The sequence below is a fragment of the Coriobacteriia bacterium genome, from assembly GCA_031292615.1.
In the GTDB taxonomy this organism is placed as follows: Bacteria; Actinomycetota; Coriobacteriia; order Anaerosomatales; family JAAXUF01; genus JARLGT01.
Genome location: JARLGT010000081.1, coordinates 1 through 18,759 on the forward strand (window position 1 = coordinate 1; position 18,759 = coordinate 18,759).

Annotated in this window: 14 protein-coding genes; 8 read left to right on the forward strand and 6 right to left on the reverse strand. The window is 66.9% G+C overall.

From position 1 onward, the window contains the following. From P4L93_07270 to P4L93_07280, 3 genes are all read left to right on the forward strand, one after another. On the forward strand, positions 1 to 1,911 hold a 1,911-nt coding region (locus tag P4L93_07270), incomplete at its 5' end, for a response regulator (protein ID MDR3686737.1). Further along, positions 1,908 to 2,273: a response regulator gene (locus tag P4L93_07275; GenBank protein ID MDR3686738.1), complete on the forward strand. Its 366-nt coding sequence runs from the start codon at positions 1,908 to 1,910 to the stop codon at positions 2,271 to 2,273. The genes P4L93_07270 and P4L93_07275, both read left to right, overlap by 4 nt. Positions 2,274 to 2,299: 26 nt before the next feature. Beyond that, positions 2,300 to 2,755 (forward strand): response regulator, encoded by a 456-nt coding sequence (locus tag P4L93_07280; protein MDR3686739.1) that lies wholly within the window; start codon positions 2,300 to 2,302, stop codon positions 2,753 to 2,755. A gap of 86 nt (positions 2,756 to 2,841) precedes the next feature. On the opposite strand, the gene pknB is transcribed toward P4L93_07280, so the two are convergent. The 6 genes from pknB to P4L93_07310 all read right to left on the reverse strand — a co-directional run bounded on the left by pknB (position 2,842) and on the right by P4L93_07310 (position 12,018). Continuing rightward, on the reverse strand, positions 2,842 to 4,731 hold the full coding sequence (gene pknB, locus P4L93_07285) for a Stk1 family PASTA domain-containing Ser/Thr kinase (protein ID MDR3686740.1): 1,890 nt from the start codon (positions 4,729 to 4,731) through the stop codon (positions 2,842 to 2,844). A 148-nt stretch (positions 4,732 to 4,879) separates the two neighbouring features. Continuing rightward, positions 4,880 to 7,618 (reverse strand): FtsW/RodA/SpoVE family cell cycle protein, encoded by a 2,739-nt coding sequence (locus P4L93_07290; protein MDR3686741.1) that lies wholly within the window; start codon positions 7,616 to 7,618, stop codon positions 4,880 to 4,882. Positions 7,619 to 7,641: 23 nt separating this feature from the next. Next, on the reverse strand, positions 7,642 to 8,802 hold the full coding sequence (locus P4L93_07295) for a Stp1/IreP family PP2C-type Ser/Thr phosphatase (protein MDR3686742.1): 1,161 nt from the start codon (positions 8,800 to 8,802) through the stop codon (positions 7,642 to 7,644). Next, entirely contained in the window at positions 8,799 to 9,215 is a 417-nt protein-coding gene (locus tag P4L93_07300) for an FHA domain-containing protein (GenBank protein ID MDR3686743.1), read from the reverse strand. The genes P4L93_07295 and P4L93_07300 overlap by 4 nt, the downstream gene beginning before the upstream one ends. A 3-nt stretch (positions 9,216 to 9,218) precedes the next feature. Beyond that, complete coding sequence (locus tag P4L93_07305; protein MDR3686744.1) at positions 9,219 to 10,217, reverse strand: DUF3662 domain-containing protein; 999 nt, start codon at positions 10,215 to 10,217, stop codon at positions 9,219 to 9,221. A 19-nt stretch (positions 10,218 to 10,236) separates the two neighbouring features. Continuing rightward, positions 10,237 to 12,018 (reverse strand): serine/threonine-protein kinase, encoded by a 1,782-nt coding sequence (locus P4L93_07310; GenBank protein MDR3686745.1) that lies wholly within the window; start codon positions 12,016 to 12,018, stop codon positions 10,237 to 10,239. 139 nt (positions 12,019 to 12,157) lie between these two features. On the opposite strand from P4L93_07310, the gene P4L93_07315 reads away from it, so the two are divergent. The 5 genes from P4L93_07315 to P4L93_07335 form a co-directional block, all read left to right on the forward strand. After that, on the forward strand, positions 12,158 to 13,600 hold the full coding sequence (locus P4L93_07315; GenBank protein MDR3686746.1) for a hypothetical protein: 1,443 nt from the start codon (positions 12,158 to 12,160) through the stop codon (positions 13,598 to 13,600). 102 nt (positions 13,601 to 13,702) lie between these two features. Further along, positions 13,703 to 13,894, forward strand: a complete 192-nt coding sequence (locus P4L93_07320; GenBank protein MDR3686747.1) for a ferredoxin — start codon at positions 13,703 to 13,705, stop codon at positions 13,892 to 13,894. A gap of 36 nt (positions 13,895 to 13,930) precedes the next feature. Then, positions 13,931 to 14,944, forward strand: a complete 1,014-nt coding sequence (locus tag P4L93_07325) for a glycosyltransferase (protein MDR3686748.1) — start codon at positions 13,931 to 13,933, stop codon at positions 14,942 to 14,944. Between the two features lie 249 nt (positions 14,945 to 15,193). Beyond that, entirely contained in the window at positions 15,194 to 17,578 is a 2,385-nt protein-coding gene (locus P4L93_07330; GenBank protein ID MDR3686749.1) for a S8 family serine peptidase, read from the forward strand. 56 nt (positions 17,579 to 17,634) lie between these two features. Further along, positions 17,635 to 18,759 (forward strand): S8 family serine peptidase (locus P4L93_07335; protein MDR3686750.1); only part of this gene is annotated, 1,125 nt, incomplete at its 3' end.

The following is an 18,759-nucleotide window of genomic DNA, read 5'->3' on the forward strand; positions in this document are numbered from 1 at the left end:
CGCACCACGTCGCGCAAGATGCTGGGCAAGAAGGTCGCGGTCGAGAAGCTGCTTCAGCTCGAAGAAGCCAAGCTCGACGCCGACGAGCCCACGCACTGCAAGGACGCCCGAAACTGCAATCTGCCTGACTGCCCCGCCTATCACGCCGAAGACCTCCGCTGCTGGCTCATGTCGGGCACGCTGTGCGGAGCCGATCACCACCCCGGCACGTTCGCCGAGAAGCGCGACGCCTGCCTGGAGTGCGACTTCCACACGGACCACGCCGACATGTTCGACGCGCTGGATGGCGTCGAGCCCGCCGAGGTCGAGCTGAAGTACGACGAGGACGAGCTGGTGGTCAAGGTAGGCGTCAGCGCCGTGGTGGACTCGGCGGGGGACTACATCGGCCGGGTCATCGCGCTTCGCGACATCACCGCCGAGCGCGAGATCGCCGACATGAAGAACGAGTTCGTCTCGACGGTCAGCCACGAGCTGCGCACGCCGCTGACCTCGATCAAGGGCTACGTCGACCTGATCTTGGACGGCAGCGCCGGCGAGATCAACGAGGTCCAGCAGGAGTTCCTGGGCATCGTGAAGGAGAACTCGGACAGGCTCGTCGAGCTCATCAACGAGATGCTCGACATCTCGCGCATCGAGTCAGGCCGCGTGCACCTGCGCGTCGAGCCCATGGGAATCGCCGAGTCAATCGAAGGCTCGGTCGACACCTTCCGAGCCGTACTCGCGCAGACCGGCCGTAGCATTGAGATCCACATCCCGGCACACCTGCCGCCGGTCATTGCCGACCGCGACCGGGTGGGCCAGGTGATGATCAACCTGCTCAGCAACGCGCTGAAGTACTCCCCCGGCGGCGGGCGCGTCGACGTCACCGCGAGCCACAACGGCGACTTCGTGACGGTTGCCGTCACGGACCAAGGTCTGGGCATCGGCAAGGAGGACCTCAAGCGGCTGTTCACCAAGTTCTACCGCGTCGACTCGGCGATGACGCGCGAGATCGGCGGAACGGGGCTGGGCCTGTCCATCTGCAAGAACATCATCGAGCTGCTCGGCGGCGAGATCACCGTCAAGAGCAAGCTCGGAAGCGGCTCGACGTTCTCGTTCACGCTGCCGGTAGCCACGGACGACATGGTGCGCACCCCCTCGCTTGCCGGCCCCAACGAGGTCAGCGGCACGGTGCTGGTTGTCGACCGCGACCCGTACGTGGCCGACCTCATCGAGACGTACCTGGTTAAGCGAGGCTACAGCGTCGTCAAGGCGCATACCGCCGACGAGGCGATGGCCACGGCCATCAAGATCAAGCCGGGTGCTATCACGCTCGACGTCATCCTCGAAGGCACCGACGGCTTCGACCTGCTGCACCGCCTGAAGGAGGAGCCCACCACCACCGGAATTCCGGTCGTGGTGCTCTCGATCGTGTGCGACGAAGGCCGCAGTTGCCGTCTCGGCGCGGCGAACTACCTCGAGAAGCCGATCGATCACGGCCGGCTGCTCGACATGATCGATCAGCTCGTGGGCAGCAAGGACTCGCCGGTGGCGCTCGTAGTCGACGACGACCGCGACGTGGTCAAGTTCCTCTCGGAGACGCTACGCAAGAAGGGCTTCGCGGTTGTCGGCGCGTACGATGGCGCCGAGGCGATCGCGTCGCTGGAGTCCGGCCAGATACCCGACATCATCGTGACCGACCTGGTCATGCCCAAGGTCGACGGTTACGACCTCATTCAGACGGTGAAGACCACGGAGAAGTGGGCCGACATCCCCATCGTCCTGATGACGGCGCACCGTATCGACCCGACGCGCATCGACATCCTCGATCTGACCACGTACCACCTCAGCAAGCCGCTTACGCCCGAGGCCATCGCCGAAGAAGTGGGCGCGATCCTCGAGCGCAAAGGCGTGATGGGGGGGACGCAGTGAAGCGCATCCTCGCCGTCGACGACGAGCCGCACATCCTTAAGCTCGTTGCGTTCTCGCTGAAGGCGGGCGGATACGAGGTGCTCGAGGCCACCGATGGGCTCTCGGCGATCACGGTCGCACAGGCCGAGCAGCCGGATCTCGTGCTGATGGACGTCATGATGCCGGCTCTCGACGGGTACGAGGCGTGCCGGCGCCTGAAGGCCGATCCGGCCACCGCCGACATCCCGGTGATCATGCTTACCGCGAAGACCCAGGCCTCCGAGCAGAAGATCGGCGCGAACGCCGGCGCCGCGCACTACATCACCAAGCCGTTCACGCCAAAGGACCTCGTCGCACAGGTGCGCGAGTTTCTGGGCGAGTAGGAATAGACAAGGGAAGGACAGGGCCGATGGCAGCAAAGATCCTGGTCGTCGACGACGAACCCTCGATTGTGAAGCTGGTTACAGCGTCGCTAGCGAGTGGTGGGTACGAGATCTTTCAGGCGTTCGACGGGCAAGAGGCGATCGTTCAGGCCAAGCTGCACAAGCCTGACTTGATCCTTCTGGACGTCATGATGCCGAGGATGGACGGGACCGAGGCGCGCAAGCGTCTGCTGACCGATCCGGAGACCAAGAACATCCCGGTCATCCACCTCACCGCCGTGGGCGACTTCGACAAGCAGCGCGAGGCGCTTGCCGATGGCGCGACGGACTACATCGTCAAGCCGTTTGCGCCCAAGGAGCTCGCCGCCGCTGTGGCCGCGATGCTCGACCCCAAGCAGCGCGCCGCCCTGGCCAAGGAGCGCGCTCACAAGTCCGCGCAGCTGCGCGCGATCACCGAGATCATGCACCGCGACCACAAGTAGCAGCGCGGCCGAGAACGAGAGCAACGAGAAGGGGCGCCCGATAGGGGCGCCCCTCTTGTGTCGCGGGTGTAGTGGATGCTAGCGGGCTACGGGGGAGGGTTGCCGTCAATCGTGATGTCGACCGAGTCGCCGGGCTTGACCTTCACGCCGGCGAGGGGGTTCTGGAGGTAGACCCTGTTCGAAGGTACGTAGTTCGGGTCCGTCGTAGTGTCGCCCTTCGGGGTGTAGGTGACGCTGCCGAGTTGGAGGTTCTTGTTGCTCAGCGCAGTCTTCGCTGCCGAGAGCGTCAAATTTGTCAGGTCGATCATCGAGAACGCCGACGACCCCTTCGAGATAACGAGCTTGATGGTCTTGCTCGACGGATACGAGCCGCCGCCCGACGGATCTTGCGAGATGACGTTGCCCGAGTCGACGGTGTCGCTGAAGGCTGTGGAGGTCGAGTACTTGAAGCCAGCCTTCGTGATCGCGGCCTCGGCGTCGCTTCTCGACATGCTGGTGACGTCGGGGACGGTGCCCATCTGCTGACCCTTGGACGTGATGTAGGTGACCTGCGTGCCCCTGGGCTGCTTGGTGAGTGCCGCCGGTGTCTGCGAGAGCACCTGGCCGAGAGGCGCCTTGGCGTCGAACTGCGAACCGCCGGAGACTGGGACAAGACCTGCGGCCGCGAGCTTGGCGCTCGCGTCGGAGTCCTGCAGTCCGACGACATTGGGGACTTGGACGGGCGCCGGACCTTGGCTGATCACGAAGCCGACGCTCGTTCCCTTGGGCACCACGGTGCCTGCGACCGGGCTCTGAGAGATGATCTTGCCCTGGGGGACGGTGTCGCTGTAGGCCTGGGTCGGCGTCGTTGTCGCAACCAGACCGTGCGTCTGCAGCGCGAGCGTGGCCTCACTCTGGGTCATGAGAGTGATGTCGGTGACCGCGACGGTCGACGGAGCGAACACGCCGGCCGCCCACGCCACGCCGAAACCCGCGACGATCAGTGCGAGCACAACGAGCAGCCACGGCCACATCGGACGCTTCTTGGGTGCGGCCTGACGGCTCGCGGCGCGCGTCGGTCCGCCGACGGTGGGCATCACCGAGGTCTGGCTCGCATCGGCGCCCGCGGCCATTGCTGCGCCGGCCGCCGCGGCGCCAGCGATCTCGACGCCGGTGGGAACGCGGCCCTGTGCGACGGCCTGCAGGTCTCGGCGCATCTCGTCGGCTGACGGGTAGCGCAGCGCGGGATTCTTCTGCATCGCCTTGACGATGATGGCTTCAAGCGCCGGGTCGACGTCGGGGCGCACGGCCCTGGGCGGCTTGGGCTGCTCGTTGACCTGCTTGAGAGCGACGGCCACCGGAGTGTCGGCATCGAACGGCAGTTGGCCCGTGGAGGCCTCGTAGAGCACGATTCCCAGCGAGTACAGGTCGCTCGTGGCGTGCAGCTCCTTGCCCTGCGCCTGCTCGGGCGAGACGTAGTGCGCCGTGCCGAGCACCGAGCCGGTCTGCGTCATGGTGGAGTTCCCGGCGCGAGCGATGCCGAAGTCCATGACCTTCACCGAGCCATCGGGCTGCACCATGATGTTGTGCGGCTTGATGTCGCGGTGAATGATGTCGTAGCCGTGGGCCACGCTGAGCGCTGCGCAGACCTGCGCGCCGATATCGGCAACCTTCGCCGAGGCCAGCGAGCCTTTCTGCTGGATGATCGACTTCAGGTCGCTTCCGCGGACGTACTCCATGACCATGTAGTACGTGTCGCCGTCGGCGCCCCAGTCGTACATGTTGACGATGTTGGGGGAGACCAGATTGGCGGCCGCTTGGGCCTCCTGGCGGAAGCGCGCAGCGAACGACGGGTCGGACGCGTAGCGCGGATGCATCACCTTTACGGCGACGGTCCGGCCCAGCACCTCGTCGACTGCCTTGTAGACGTCGGCCATGCCACCGGTGCCGATCTTCTCGATCACACGGTACCTACGGCCGAATACCAGTTCTTCCACTTCGTCTCCTGCGCTTTTCACCTGCGGGAATGATTCCCGGCTGCCTGCATTCTAGCCTGTGAGCGGCAGACTCCGCAGCCGCCCACCAGCCGATCAGAGCTGACTCGTTACTCTCGCAGCTCAATCGGGCGCCACAACTTGTCGTCCATCACTTGCTCTTCTGAGCCGCAAGCGCGGCTTCAAGCACCGGCTTGGCGGCTGGCGCGGCTACCTTTCCTCCCACGCCTCCGCCCTCGATCATGATCGCCATAGCCACCGTGGGGTTCTCGGCGGGGGCGAAGGCGATGAACCACGCGTTGGTGGGAATACCCTTGCCCACCTCGGCGGTTCCGGTCTTGCCGGCCACAGCAACGCCATGGATCTGCGCCGCGGAGCCGGAACCGTTCGAGACGACCTGCTGCATGACTCCGCTGACTTGAGCGGCCGTGGCCGGGTCCGTCGCGGTGGTGAAGCTGCGAGGGTTGGTGGTTGCCATCACGGCGCCGTTGCTGTCGCGCACGCTTTGCACGACGTAGGGCGACATGACGATGCCGCGATCGGCGATGCCCGCTGCGACCAGCGCCATCTGCATGACGGTGGCCTGCGGGCCAGCGGGGCTGGTGTGCTCGCCGACCGGCTGGCCCACGCCTGCCCACGCCGTCTCCCACGTGGTCATCTGCGCGGGGTCGGGCATGAGCGAGGTGCGCACGGGCAGGTCGTAGGGAGTCTTGAGCGTGAAGCCGAACGCCTTGGACTGCTGCACTAGAGCGGGCGCGCCCATCTTGACGGCGAGTTGAGCGAACACGGTGTTGACCGAGTGCTGCGTGGCCTCGGCGAGCGTGATGTCGCCGTACGCGCCCGACTCGTAGTTGGTCACCGGCGCGTTGCCGATGATCAGTGACGCCGGGCCGGGAAACGTGGTCTGCGTCGTGGCCACCCCGGTCCCGATCGCGCCGGTGAGCGTGACCACCTTAAACGTCGAGCCCGGCGGGTAGAGCGCCGAGCGCGCGCGGTCGATCAGCGGCGCGTTGGCACCAGCCTTGTGCAGCGAGGCCCAGTCGGCGTCGAGCGTGTTGGGGTTGTAGGTGGGGGTGGCCGCCGAGGCCAGCACGGCGCCCGTGCGCGGATCGAGCACGACGACCGCGCCCGTGCGACCAGCGAGTGCCGCAGCCGCGACCTTCTGCACCTTGGTGTTGAGCGTCAGCACGACGTCGTCGCCCGCAACCTGCCTGCCCGCCGCCGCATCGATCACGTCGCTCCAGTTGGAGAAGGCGCGCTGGCCGCCCACGAGCACGTCGTTCTCGGCGGATTCGATGCCGGCTCGGCCGTAGCGCGGGCTGAAGTAGCCGATCGTGTGCGCGGCCAGATCGCCCTGCGGATAGACGCGCTTGTACACGCCGGAGCTGGTGGCCTTGGACTGCGCCAGTATCTTGCCGTCCGCCGAGACGATCGAGCCGCGCGGGCGGCGCGCCTCGGCGGCGAGGTTTCGCGTGTTGTAGACGTTGTTCTGCAGCGAGCGGGCGTCGACCACCTGCAGCCACGTCAGGTTGACCACCAGCGCCGAGAGCAGCACGGCGATCACGGTCATCACTCGCGTCAGGCGCTTGCCCAGGGCGAGCCTGCCCAACACGCCGAGGTCGGTCGAGGTCATCTGCATCTCGGTCTCGGTGCCGGTTCCTTCGTCACCGCAGCGCAGCAGCAGTGCGAGCGCGATGAACGTCGAGAGCAGCGACGAGCCGCCGTAGCTGATGAAGGGGAGCGTGACGCCGGTCAGAGGAATCAGCCGAGTCACACCGCCGATAATCACGAACGCCTGCAGCGAGATGCTCGCGACCAAGCCCGCCGCCGTGAACGCAGCCATATCGGTCTTGGCGCGCGACGCCGTGGCCAGCCCGCGGATGGCGAAGACGACGAAGCACAGCACGATCGCGGCCGCGCCCAACAGCCCCATCTCTTCACCGATGGCCGAGAAGATGAAGTCGGTCGAGACAAACGGGATGCGCGTGGGCATGCCGGCGCCCAAGCCCACTCCGGTCATGCCTCCGGCGGCGAATGCGAACAGCGACTGGACGAGCTGGTAGCCCGTGCCCGCTGCGTCGGCGAAGGGGTGCAGCCAGATGTCGACTCGCACGCGCACATGGCCAAACGCGTAGTAGGCGCCCACGGCGCTTGCGCAGAACAGCAGCAGCCCGCCGACTACGTAGACCGGTCGACCGGTGGCCGTGTAGAGCATCGTCAGGAAGATCGCGAAGATGATCAGCGAGCTGCCGAGGTCCTTCTCGGCGACGAGGACCATCATCGAGACGGCCCACATCAGCAGCAGCGGGCCGAGCGTGCGCGGCTCGGGCATCGCTACGCCCAGCACTCGGCGGGTGGAGATCGACAGCATCTCGCGGTTCTCGGCGAGGTAGGCGCCGAGAAACAGGACGATGAGAATCTTGGCGAGCTCGCCAGGTTGCAAGGAGAGCGGCCCGAGATGCAGCCACAGGCGCGAGCCGTTGATCTCGCGGCCGATACCGGGCAGTGCCGGTAGCAGCAGCAGGACGATACCGGCAAGGCCCAGCGTGTACTTGTAGCGCGAGAGGCGCTCGAGCGAAGGCACCAAGATGAGTGTGGCCACCAGCGCGCCCACCCCGACGAACAGCCACGTGACCTGGCTCGCCGCGAGCTTGGCATCGAGCCGCGTCACTACGCCGAGCCCCACACCCGCCAGTACGAAGGTGACCGGCAGCAGGCCCGGGTCGGCGTTAGGGGCGAAGCGGCGCACCGCCAGATGTGCGAGCAGGAGCGCGAGCAGCAGCGCAGCCGGCACGAGCAGCGACTCGAGCGCGAACGCGCCCGTCTGGTGCGCGGCAACCAGCGCGAAGATCAGCAGCACCGGCGGCGTGGCCGCGAGCAGGAGCAGCAACTCTGTTGTCCGGCGCGACCTCATCATGGCGTGGTGGGGGTCGTGGCGGGCGTCGTCGAAGTCGCGCCGACCGTGGCCGACGTGGGCGCCGACGGTGCCGGGGCAGTACTGCTCGCCTGCTGTGAGCTATAGAGCCGCTCCATCTTGCTCAGGTCGGCAAGCGGGAACTCGACGCCGGCTTTGAGCTTGGCCTGGGCATCGGTGGGAAGCGCGCTGAAGTGGATGCCCGTGTCGCCGAGCGCCCAGGTGAGCTGGATGCCGGCGAACGAGCCGGGCACTCCTTGGTAGGCGTTGACCGAGTCGCCCTGCACGGTGAAGTAGGCACGCGAGCGCGCATACGTGTAGGCGCCGTAGCTCGCGCCACCTACGGCGAGTGCGAAGAGCAGCACCCAGCCGATGATGGCGAGCCAGCCGCGTCCGCTACGAGCGCCGGTCGCGTCGACCAGCGATCCGCGCCGAGAGCTGCCGGTGCCCTCGATGTCGATCACGATGACGCTGATATTGTCGTGGCCGCCAGCCTCGTTCGCGGTGTCGATTAGCATGCGCGCGGCCACGTCGGGCGTGCGGTACTGCTCGAGGATCTCGCAGATCAGGCCGTCCTCAAGCATCGTTGTCAGGCCGTCGCTGCACAGAAGCAGCCGGTCGCCGGGCGAAGCGTCGACCTCGTAGGTGTCGGCGAGCATGTTGGGGTCGGTGCCCAGCGCGCGCGTGATGACGCTGCGGTTGGGGTGGTAGCGGCTCTCGGCCTCGGTTAGCTGGCCTCGGCGGATCATGTCGGCGACCATCGAGTGGTCCTCGCTCACGCGCACCAGCGCGCCCTCGTGCAGCAGGTAGGCGCGTGAGTCGCCCACGTGCGCGATCGCGATCTTGGTGCCCTCGACGATGGCGGCCGTCATCGTGGTGCCCATGCCGGCCTTGCCAAACCCTTCGCGCGCCGAGCGGATCACTTCTCGGTTGGCGGCTTTCACCGCGCGGGCGAGTGCCTTGGCGTCGGGCCGGCGCGGCGCGTGGTCGCGCAGCGTCTCGACCGCGATCGAGCTGGCAACCTCGCCGGCCTCGTGCCCACCGAGACCATCGGCGACCACGAACAGTGGCGGCTGCGCGAGTACGGAGTCTTCGTTGTGGGTTCGGACGCGCCCGATGTCCGTGAGCGCCGCCCAGCTCTGCTTGGCGCGCGCCGTCACGAGCGGTCGACCTTCAGCCGGACCGCGCCGATGTCGATAGTGTCGCCCACGCGCAGGACGGTGGGGGCCTTGAGCGGTTGGCCGTTGAGCACCGTGCCGTTCGTAGAGCCCATGTCTTCGACCACCGCCGAGTCACCCTGCGGCGCCACGCGGGCGTGCCGGCCGGAGACGAAGTCGTCGCCCAGCACGATGTCGGCGCCGGGCGAGCGGCCGATGACGACCGGGCCGGTGACCGGCACCGCGACGTTCATCAGCTCGCGCGGGCCCTGGACGATCTTGAGCGTCCACGCACCGCGTGACTTGACGCGCTGCCCGGCCACGAGGCCGATACCAGCGCGAACGGCGGCGAACAGGAACAGGTAGAGCAGGGCAAGGAGAAGAAGCCGGCCGGCAAGCAGCACGACATCGATCATGGGCTAACCCCTCGGCTCGTGGTAGATGAGCTCGGTGATGCCGATGACGATCATGTCGCCATCGCGCAGTCGCTGTCGGGTGATCTTGGTGCCGTTGACCATCGTGCCGTTGGTCGAGCCCAGGTCGCGGATAGCCCAGCCCATGCCCTCGCGCTCGAAGGCGGCGTGCTCGCGGGAGACGTTGACGTCGGTAAGCGAGATCTCGCACGTCGCAAGTCTGCCGACAACCGCTCGATCTCCCGTCAGAACAACGTCGTGGTCGACGCCCTTCACCGTCACGGTCGCCAGCGGTGGCGTGGGCGTGAGTAGCTCGGTTGGGTTGGCCTCGGCGGGCGTGCTCGGCGCGGCGGCCACGTCGACGCCTGCTGCCATGGCGGCGGCGCCCGCAATCGCGCCGGCAGCGGCGCTTGCCGCACCCGGCGTCAGGTCGAAGTCGATGCCGGCGGCGTCAAAGACGCCGGCTGCGACTGGCGCGACTGGCTCGGCGCGGGGGGTGGGCTCGGCCGTGAACGGCGGTGCGGAGAGCGGCATGCCCGCGGCCGCGACGCCGGCGAAGCTGGCCGGGACTCGCTCGATGGGCTCGGCGAACGGCTCGGGATCGGGCGTGTAGCCCAGCTCCTGAGCGAGTTCCTCGGGCGAGAGCAGCTCGCCGATGATCTCGAAGCGCCCCAGCTTGAGCTCCTTGTCGACCAAGAAGCGTACGACCGGCCGGGTAGCCAGCTCGTAGTTGTGCTCGCGGGCGTAGCCGATCAGGTACGTCTCGAGTTCGCCGGAAAGGGTGTCGGCGAAACCGCCGAGTGCCTGGTCGTCCTGGCGCGACAGCAAGATGTTGTAGAGCGTGGGCGCGTAGACCTTGCCCACGCCTAGCTTCTTGCCGCGGTCCATCTCTTTGCCCAGCTTGCGGGCGAGTTCGGCCGGCTGTACCGGCGCTCGGAACACGCGGGCGAACCCGCCCTCCAAGGCACGGCCCATGCGGTCTTCAAAGTCGGAGAGGATGCTCATCGAGTCTCAGGTACCTTCGCTAGTCGTCTGACTCGTACGCGGCGTGTACGAGGTCTTCTTCCTCTGCCCTGACCGGCGCTCCTAGCACGATCACGAGCATCATCAGTATAAGTGAGCCGGCCAAAGACCAAGCGAACGTAGTGCCGGTCCAAGCGGCCGCGCCCTTCCCCGCGCCGTGCAGGGTCGCCGCGGCCATCCGGGCGAGCACGTTGGCGCCAAGCAGCACGCCTCCACCAACGACCGTACCCACAACCGCGGAGAACCGCGTGGCCCGCCGAGACAACAGCGACATCGCCAGCGCCGCGACCGGCCAGCCGAGCAGCGAGATCCATGCGGCTGGATCGGTGAACGCCTTGGCGACGTGAGCGCTGACGAGCAGCCCTGCGGCCGGATTCGCGAGCAGCTGCGGGCTCACCGCGACGTAGGGCGCGACCTGGCCTGAGGACGCCGAGGCCAGCAGCATCAGCACGCCGCCAACCAGCCCCGCCGCCATTGCGGTGAGGGGCGGGAGCGAGAAGCCGGCCAGCAGCGGCGTCAGGTAGCCCACGCGCGCGACTCCAAGCACGGGTGCAGAGAGCGGGAGGACGGCCGCGCCGGCGCTTCGGCGGGCGAGGAACCACCACCACAGCACCGCACCCAGCGCGAACAATGCGCCCAGCAGCCAGACGTGCAGAGCGAACAACCCGATTGCGAAAGCCAGCAGCCCCAGCCCTGTTCCGAGGGATGGTGCGAGCGCTCCAGCCAGCGCGACGAGGCCGGCGGCGCCGGCGAGCGGCAGCGGCTCGAGGTGCGTGGGCGCGAGGCCGACCCACGCGAGCCATCCCGACTCGGCGGCCGCAATCGCCCGCAGAGCGAGGCCGCCAGCGGGGCTGCGCCAGCGGTCCCAGAGGCCCACGCGCTGCCAACCGGGTTCCTCGGCGGCGAGCTCCTCATCGGCGTACGCATCGACGAGGTCGGCGAGCGAGTCTTGGCCGGTCGCGGGGTCTCCGAGGTGGGGCAGAAGCGCATCGGCGAAGCTCGCAACGGTCGGGTAACGGTCGATTGGCTGTGGGCCGAGACCCGCGAGAAGCACGTCGTCGATGCCGCGCGAAAGCTCGCGTTCGTAGGCGCTTGGCCGCGGCGGATCTGTGCCCACGATGGTAGCGACCGCAGCGCGAATGTCGCGCGAATCGAAGGGGTTTGCGCCGGTGAGGCACTCGTAGGCGAGAACCGCCACGGCCCACTCGTCGCTTGCCTCGGTGACCAGCCCGCCCTCCAGCTGTTCGACGGGCATGTAGCCGATGGTGCCGCCCCAGCTCGCTCCATGGCCGGTGGCAGTAGAGAGCGCCGCCATCCCGAAGTCGGCCACTTTGACGCGACCGTCGCGAGTCACGAGCACGTTGGCCGGCTTCATGTCGAGGTGCAGTACGCCGTTGTCGTGCGCGAACTCGAGCGCCGAGCACACCGCGTCCAACACGGCGGCTGACTCGTCGAGGGTCAGCGCTCCGCCGACATCGTCGAGCAGGTCCTCGAGGCTGGCGCCGTCGACGTACTCCATGATCAGGAACGCCTCGTCGGCGTCGGTCTCGAAGTCGTAGACGGTGACGATCGCGGGGTGGTTGAGCATTGCCGCGGTGCGGGCCTCGGCAAGGCCGGGAGGGTTCTGAAGAATGGCGCCTGTGTGGTCGCGAGGCAGCTTGAGGCGTTTGATCGCGACTCGGCGCTGCATGCGCGTATCCCACGCGAGCGTGACGGTCGCGAACCCGCCCTCACCCAGCTCGTCGAGCGGGCGATAGCGATCGAGGATCAGCTGCTGCTCCACACGCCTCCCCATCGCACCCGTCTGACGTGACCCCTCATTCTATATGCTTCGTTGACCTCAAGGGGGTTCGTGCCGATGATATGGGTGGACTACCACTTTGTTAATGGTTAGCAAAGGGTGGTTCAGGGAGTATGAAAGCATGCGCGACTGGTATCCATGGGGGAAGCAACGCAATCCAGATGAAACCGAGCAGCGAGCCGCCGCTACGGTCATCATCAACTGGGTTCCTACCGTGTTGATCCTGGGTCTCTACGTGTGGTGGTCCCTGATCACATTCATCCTCGGGAATCGGGTGCCCGACTTCGCAGACGCGGGCGAGGCCGTCTCCTTGGCGCTTCTCGGGTGTGCCTTCCTGGTTGTCATCCCAACGCTCGTGCGCAGGTTCGCCCCCAAGACTTCTCGTGCCGGGCGCGCGACCATCGTCCTTGTGATCTGGGCGGTCATCGCCGTTCCACTCTCGATCGGGTTGTTCTGGAGCTCGTACGACGCGCTGCATCCCGTGCCTGCGCGTTTCGCCGGCTCCCTCCCGGATGTCGCGGCCCTTATCGGCCGCACGCCTCATGACGTCGAGCGGATCTTGGGCTCGTACAAGGTCGTGGGCGAGGCCGTGCTACCACCAGGCGAAGGGCCATCGCCCTGGCGACCCGGTGGCGCGAACGCGCAGAGCGTCGTGATCTACTCGTTGCCCGATCTGAACACGATTAACTATCGCCCTCAGAAGCGAGCGAGCGAGGCAGCGGAGTCCCAGCAGTTCGCGCTGGAGTTCGGCTCCAGCACGTCCCCCGCGCAGTGGAACAGCGACGCTGTCGTGCTCGCCTACTACGGTGCGAACTCGACCATCGTTGGCGTTCGCATGGAGGTCAGCATGCGGTCAGCCGCCGAGGCACTCTCCAACGTAACGTCGGCGACGGTGCTTGAGGCTACCGGAATCGAGCGACCCGTATTGGTGCCCAACGTTGTCGGCTACGAGCCTGGGACAGACCCGTCCAAAGGCGAAACAGCTTTCTGGGGCGGCGGCACCGCCAAGAGCCTCCCGATCGGCTTCGAGCTTCAAATCGGAGGGTTGTCCAACTTCTTGATCGGGCGAACCGCGGTCGAGCCGAGCGCATCCGGGGATCTGGGCGACCTGACGCTGGTGGCGGCGCCGGGGCTCAACGCTGCGCCGAGTCAGCTACAGGCCGCGTCCGGCCCGCCGAGCACGGCGGTGGTCCAGGCTGCCGAGAGGCTCGCCGTGAACCCTCTTCCCCCCGTCGGCAAGGACTCGTACAGTGACGCCACGTTCTGGGTGATTCTCTGCTCGCCGCCCTACTCGACGGAGGAGCAGGCGATCCAGCGAGCGCAGGAACTCAATGCTGGCAGGGTCGCGAGCGCCCAACGATTCACGGTCGAGCGGTCGGGACATCTGGCCACAATCGGGACGTCGGACTTCTGGGTGGTCATCTACGACATCGGATACTCGCAGGAGCAGGACGCGCGTGATGCAGTTGCGTCGAACGGCAACGCGCTTCCGCAGCATGACGTGAAGATCGCCCACATCACCAAGATCTGCGGCGACTACACGATCGCCAAGATAGTCCGCTAGGGTCTCCCGGGCTTCTCGGCGAGCACAGCGGGGCTGCGGGGCGCAACGCAGGCCTGAATGGGGAATGAGCGATACGTCACCGCTCCCATCAGGAGGTTCCCCATGAGGGCCCATGTCGACGAGGACGTCTGTATCGGCTGTGAGCTGTGCGTTGACACGTGCCCGGAGGTATTCGAGATGAACGACGACGGGTTCTCCGAGCCAATCGTGGACCCGGTTCCACCCGAGCAAGAAGACTGCGCGCGAGAGGCCGCCGATATCTGCCCCGTGACTGCGATTGAGATCGAAGAGTAGGCGTCCGGCTTCGCGAGAGACGCCGAGAGGAGCCTCATGGTCCGCACGCTGAGCGTCGTCGTGCCCGCACTGAACGAGGCCGAGCGTCTGCCCGACCTTCTCGATGCCCTTGGACGCCAGACGCGTCGTCCCGATGAGGTGATCATCGCCGACGCCGGCTCGACCGACGACACGCGTGTGGTGGCTATCGCTCGGGGAGCGCTGGTGGTCGAAGGCGGCAAGCCGGCCGTGGGGCGAAACGCGGGCGCGGCGGTGGCGACGAGCGACCTCGTGCTCTTCCTCGACGCCGACGACGAGCTGGACGACGACTTCATCGCGAGCGCACTGGAGGAGTTCGACGACCGCAAGCTGGCCGTCGCCACCAGCTTCGTCGAGCCTATCGAGCGCGACCCCCGCAACATCTTCGCGACCGAGGTCGTCAACCTCTACCTCGACGTGATGCAGTACGTCGCGCCCCACGCTCCAGGCTTTTGCATCCTCGTCCGCCGAGACGTCCACGAGGCCATCCACGGCTTCGACGAGACGGTCGTCCTTGCCGAGGACCACGACTACGTCCAGCGCGCTGCCGAGCATGGCAAGTTTCGCGTGCTTCGCACCGCCACCGTCGCGACCTCGATGCGCCGTATCGAGAAAGAGGGTCTGGTCCGCCTCGCGTTCAAGTACCTCTACTGCGAGCTCTACGTGGTCACCGGTCGGCCCATCCGCGAGGTCCCCTTCGACTACGAGTTCGGCAACTTCGCGCCCCAGGACCGCAGCGAGGCGCGCAAGGCGATTGCGGCGTTGCGCGAGCGGCTGGGCGACTTTGCCGATGCCATCGTCGCGGCTCCGGGCGACGGTCTGGATGCACTGGACCGCCTGGGCTCGGCCGAGCTTACGCCTCAGGCGTTCGACCGCACCCTGAGCGAGCTCGGTGCCGAGGATGTGCGCAAGCTGCGCCGCTACGTGGGCGCCCGCGTGCGCCTGGCTCGGCGCGTCCCGCGCACGGCCGTGGCGCGAATTCGCCGAGCCGGCGACGCGATCTGGCGCGAACTCACACGCTCGCAGGCCTAACGCGAGATTCGTGCGTCCCGTGGGGATGATGTGAGGACGCCCAGAGTGGCGCGGAATTAGCATTGTGAAACCTCGAATTGGTGAACTGCGCCTTGGCTCGTGCGACGAATGCCGGTGCGAACGCTACAGGTGAACCCCTGAAGTGCCGAAAGCACGACGAGGGGTCCCACGCACCATACGCAGCCGCGCTGCGATACGAGGAGTCGCGTCCATAGCGGGCGCCTGATGCGATTTGAGGTCGACCCTAGGATGAAGCGCCTTCGAGCCACCGCTCTGGTCGCTGCTGCCATCGCCCTCGGTGCCGCAGGAGCGTTTGCGCTGTGGGCCAACTTGGGGGCTCCAGGCGTCGCCCCAGCCGCTCGCGCCCTAGTCGTCAGACTCGCGGCGCAATCGCCCGCATCCCCCGCGCCCCCTGCTTCGACACCCACTCCGGTCGCTCCGCTGGCCCGCCCGAGCGACACGGCGGTCGCGACCAGCGCGCCTCCGAGCGCGACCGTGATCGCAACGCGCACCAGGCCTCCTGTAAAGACGGGCGCCATCGTGGTTCGTTTTCGCGGGAACACCGCGGCGTCGCGGCAGTTCGTTGCCGCCAATAGCGGCCGTGTGATCCAGAGTTCTAGCGGCTGGTTGGTCGCTTCGCTTCCCACACCAAAGGGCACGACTCCCGACGCTTACCGCTCCGAGCTAGGCGCGCGCAGCGACGTCCTCTCGGCCTCGGTCGATGAGATCGGCCGAGCCCAGGCGAGCGGCTACACGCTTCCGACCGACTGGATCTTCGCTGGGCCCGTGAACGACGAGAACTGGTGGCAGTACGCGGTCAAGGCGCCCGGCGCTTGGCAGAGGGGCTTCGCATCGGCCACGCCGCTGCGCGCAAGCGCCAGCGCCTTCAAAGTCGCGGTCATCGACACCGGCATCTACCTCGGTCATCCCGAGATGGCCAACGCGCTGACAGGCAAGGACGAGTTCCAGTCGTGCGACGCCGTGACCGGGGTCTACACCAAGGACATGGACATCACCCCGTACGACGGCTTGTACTCGGATGCTCCGTGGCATGGCACTGCTGTCTCCGGCGCGATCGGGGCTGCCGTGAACAACACCGGAACTGTCGGCGTCGGCTACGACGTGATCCCGGTCGGCTACAAGGTCGACGGACCCTTCATGTATCAGGGGCACGTCTACGACGCTGGCTTTGGCACCGAGGCGATCGTCTCGGCGATCTACGATGCCTCCGACGCCGGATGCAGGGTCATCAACATGAGCTTCGGTGGAACCGGAGCCACCCCCCAAGCGCTGCTTGACGCCGAGAACTACGCTCACTCCAAGGGCGTGCTCCTGGTGGCGGCTGCCGGCAACAACACCACCAGCTCCCCAAGCTGGCCGGCCGACGATCCGAACGTGCTGAGCGTCAGCGCTGTGACCACGTCAAGCGCGCCCGGCGGATACGCGGCCGCCAGTTTCTCAAACTACGGTCCCCACATCGCGCTCGCCGCACCCGGCCAGAACATGGTGCTGCCGTTCTACACGGCGGCTGACGGCTACTGGTACCTCTGGCTCGACGGCACGTCGTTCTCGTCGCCGACCGTCGCTGGCGCGGCGGCCTATCTCTGGCGCGCCGCTCCTTGGATGAGCGCCGACCAGATTACGTCGCTGCTCGAGTCCTCGGCAGTGGACCTCGGGACTCCCGGCCGAGACGACCTGTACGGCCACGGGATGCTCGACATGACGGCCGCGTACAACTCGCTGGTCTCGCAGTACCCGCTGCTCTCGGCGCCGGGGAGTGTCTCGGCGACCTCGGCGGTTGGCAGTAACTCGATCACAGCCACGTGGTCGCCTGTGGGCGGCACGTCCGTTGTGTACTCGGTCAAGTTCGATGGCGCGCCTGTGGGGAGTACCACCTCGACGAGTCTGTCGCTGGACAACGTCGCGCGAGGCTCGCACACCATCGCGATTCAGCCGACGAGCGCCTACAACTGGTGGAACTCGAGCAGCGCCGCTACCGCCACGGTGTCGGTGACGACCACTCAGCCAATCACGCCCACGGTGACTCTCTCGACGCCCGCGACCAAGGTCACCTACCCCGCGACCGCAGTCTCGATAACCGGCTCCACCGATGCGCGCTCCTCGCTGGCAACAGTGGAATGGAGCACTGATGGCGTCAACTGGTATCCCACCGGTGTGGCGTGGACCAACTCGGTCAGCCCGGCGCCGGTCAGCATCTCGGCGCCGATCACCCGCACGGCATACCTGCGTCTCGCCGTGACCGCCGCAGGCTTCTCCGACGGCTTCTCCGACGCCATCCACATCCCGTACTACGCGTCGATGAAGATGCCCAGCACCGCGACCAGCGTCCATCACGGCAAGACCTTCACCGTCGCCGAGACGATCTCGGCGCCCTCGAAGGTCTCGGCGAGCTCAGTGACGTTCAAGTTCTACCGACAGGCCAAGGCTGGTTCGAGCACCTACGTGCTGAAGAAGAGCGTCCGGGCGACGAGCTACTCGACATCGGGCGCCGCTACGACGTACCGCGCGAGGCTGTCGCTTCCGGCCGGGGCATACCGAATCTATGCGGCCTTCACCGGCGGCGGGCTCTATGCCTCGGCGACCAGCGCGGCACGCTCGGTGCGCGTGAAGTAGGGTGCCCGGGCATAGACTTGACGACGGGCAGGACGCGTGTTTGCAGAAGGATTGAGATGAAGCGACTACTCGCCGTGTGCCTGCTCGCGATGTGCCTGGCGCCGTCTACGGCGCTGGCGGCGAGCGCTCAATGGCAGGCGTCGCCTAACGGCCAGATGTACGCTCGCCCCGCTGCCGGCGCCGACAGTGTCGGCGTCATCGTGCGCTTCAAGCAGCCGTCAACCGCTCCGCTCCAGGCGCATCTGCTTTCGTCGGCCGCCGGAACCACAGCCAAGCCGATGAACCCCGCGCACGGGCTGTACTCGTTCGCGACGCCAGTGGATCAGACTCCCGAGCAGTACTCGCTTCAGCTGATGCTGAACTCTCCCGGTGTTGCGAGCGCAGACCCCAACTACGTGCGGCACATCGACGCGTACGTCGCACCCACGGATCCGGACTTCACCGACGCCACGACGTGGAGCGACGGCATCGGGTATTACGTCGGTGCGAAGCACTGGTGGCTCGACGCGATCAATGCGCCGCCCGCCTGGCAGATCGGCCAGGGCTCGACCTACCCGGTTCGTGCGACAGCGGCCGACATCAAGGTCGCCGTGCTGGACATGGGCTTTTACCTCAACCATCAGGAGTTCAACGGCGGCACGGTGACCGCTGGCAAGGACGAGTTCGCGTCCTACGACCCATCAACTGGCGTCTACGCCACCGACTCCGACGTGACTCCGGACGTGACCACCGATACCGTCACGATGTCGCACGGTACGGCAACCGCCGCCTCGGTGGGCGCCGAGGTAAACGGCGTCGGTATGGTCGGTGCGGGCTGGAATCCGCAGGTCGTCGGCTATAAGGTGGCTGGCCCGCTCACTGCTGCTTGGGGTGGCTACCCGGCCGGAACGGTCTTGATGCTCGACGGAGCCATCGCTAACGGCATCTACGACGCGGTCGACTCGGGTTGCAAGGTCATCAACATGAGCTTGGGCAGCTCGAGTCCGTCTATGGCGTTTCAAGACGCCGTCACGTACGCGCACGCGCACGGTGTCGTTGTGTGCGCCTCGGCGGGAAACGACAGCAACGCGACGGTCAACTACCCTGCCGCATGCACGTACGCGACGGCCGTCGCCGCGGTCTGCCGCTCGGGAGGCAGCTGGACGACGAACGGTGCGATTACGCGCGCGAGCTTCAGCGAC

Bases quoted from the DNA above. Each gene is read 5' to 3' on its own strand.
- P4L93_07280 (MDR3686739.1), top strand. From the start codon at position 2,300: ATGGCAGCAAAGATCCTGGTCGTCGACGACGAACCCTCGATTGTGAAG.
- P4L93_07325 (MDR3686748.1), top strand. From the start codon at position 13,931: ATGGTCCGCACGCTGAGCGTCGTCGTGCCCGCACTGAACGAGGCCGAG.
- P4L93_07305 (MDR3686744.1), bottom strand. From the start codon at position 10,217: ATGAGCATCCTCTCCGACTTTGAAGACCGCATGGGCCGTGCCTTGGAG.
- P4L93_07315 (MDR3686746.1), top strand. From the start codon at position 12,158: ATGCGCGACTGGTATCCATGGGGGAAGCAACGCAATCCAGATGAAACC.
- P4L93_07320 (MDR3686747.1), top strand. From the start codon at position 13,703: ATGAGGGCCCATGTCGACGAGGACGTCTGTATCGGCTGTGAGCTGTGC.
- P4L93_07300 (MDR3686743.1), bottom strand. From the start codon at position 9,215: ATGATCGATGTCGTGCTGCTTGCCGGCCGGCTTCTTCTCCTTGCCCTG.
- P4L93_07330 (MDR3686749.1), top strand. From the start codon at position 15,194: ATGAAGCGCCTTCGAGCCACCGCTCTGGTCGCTGCTGCCATCGCCCTC.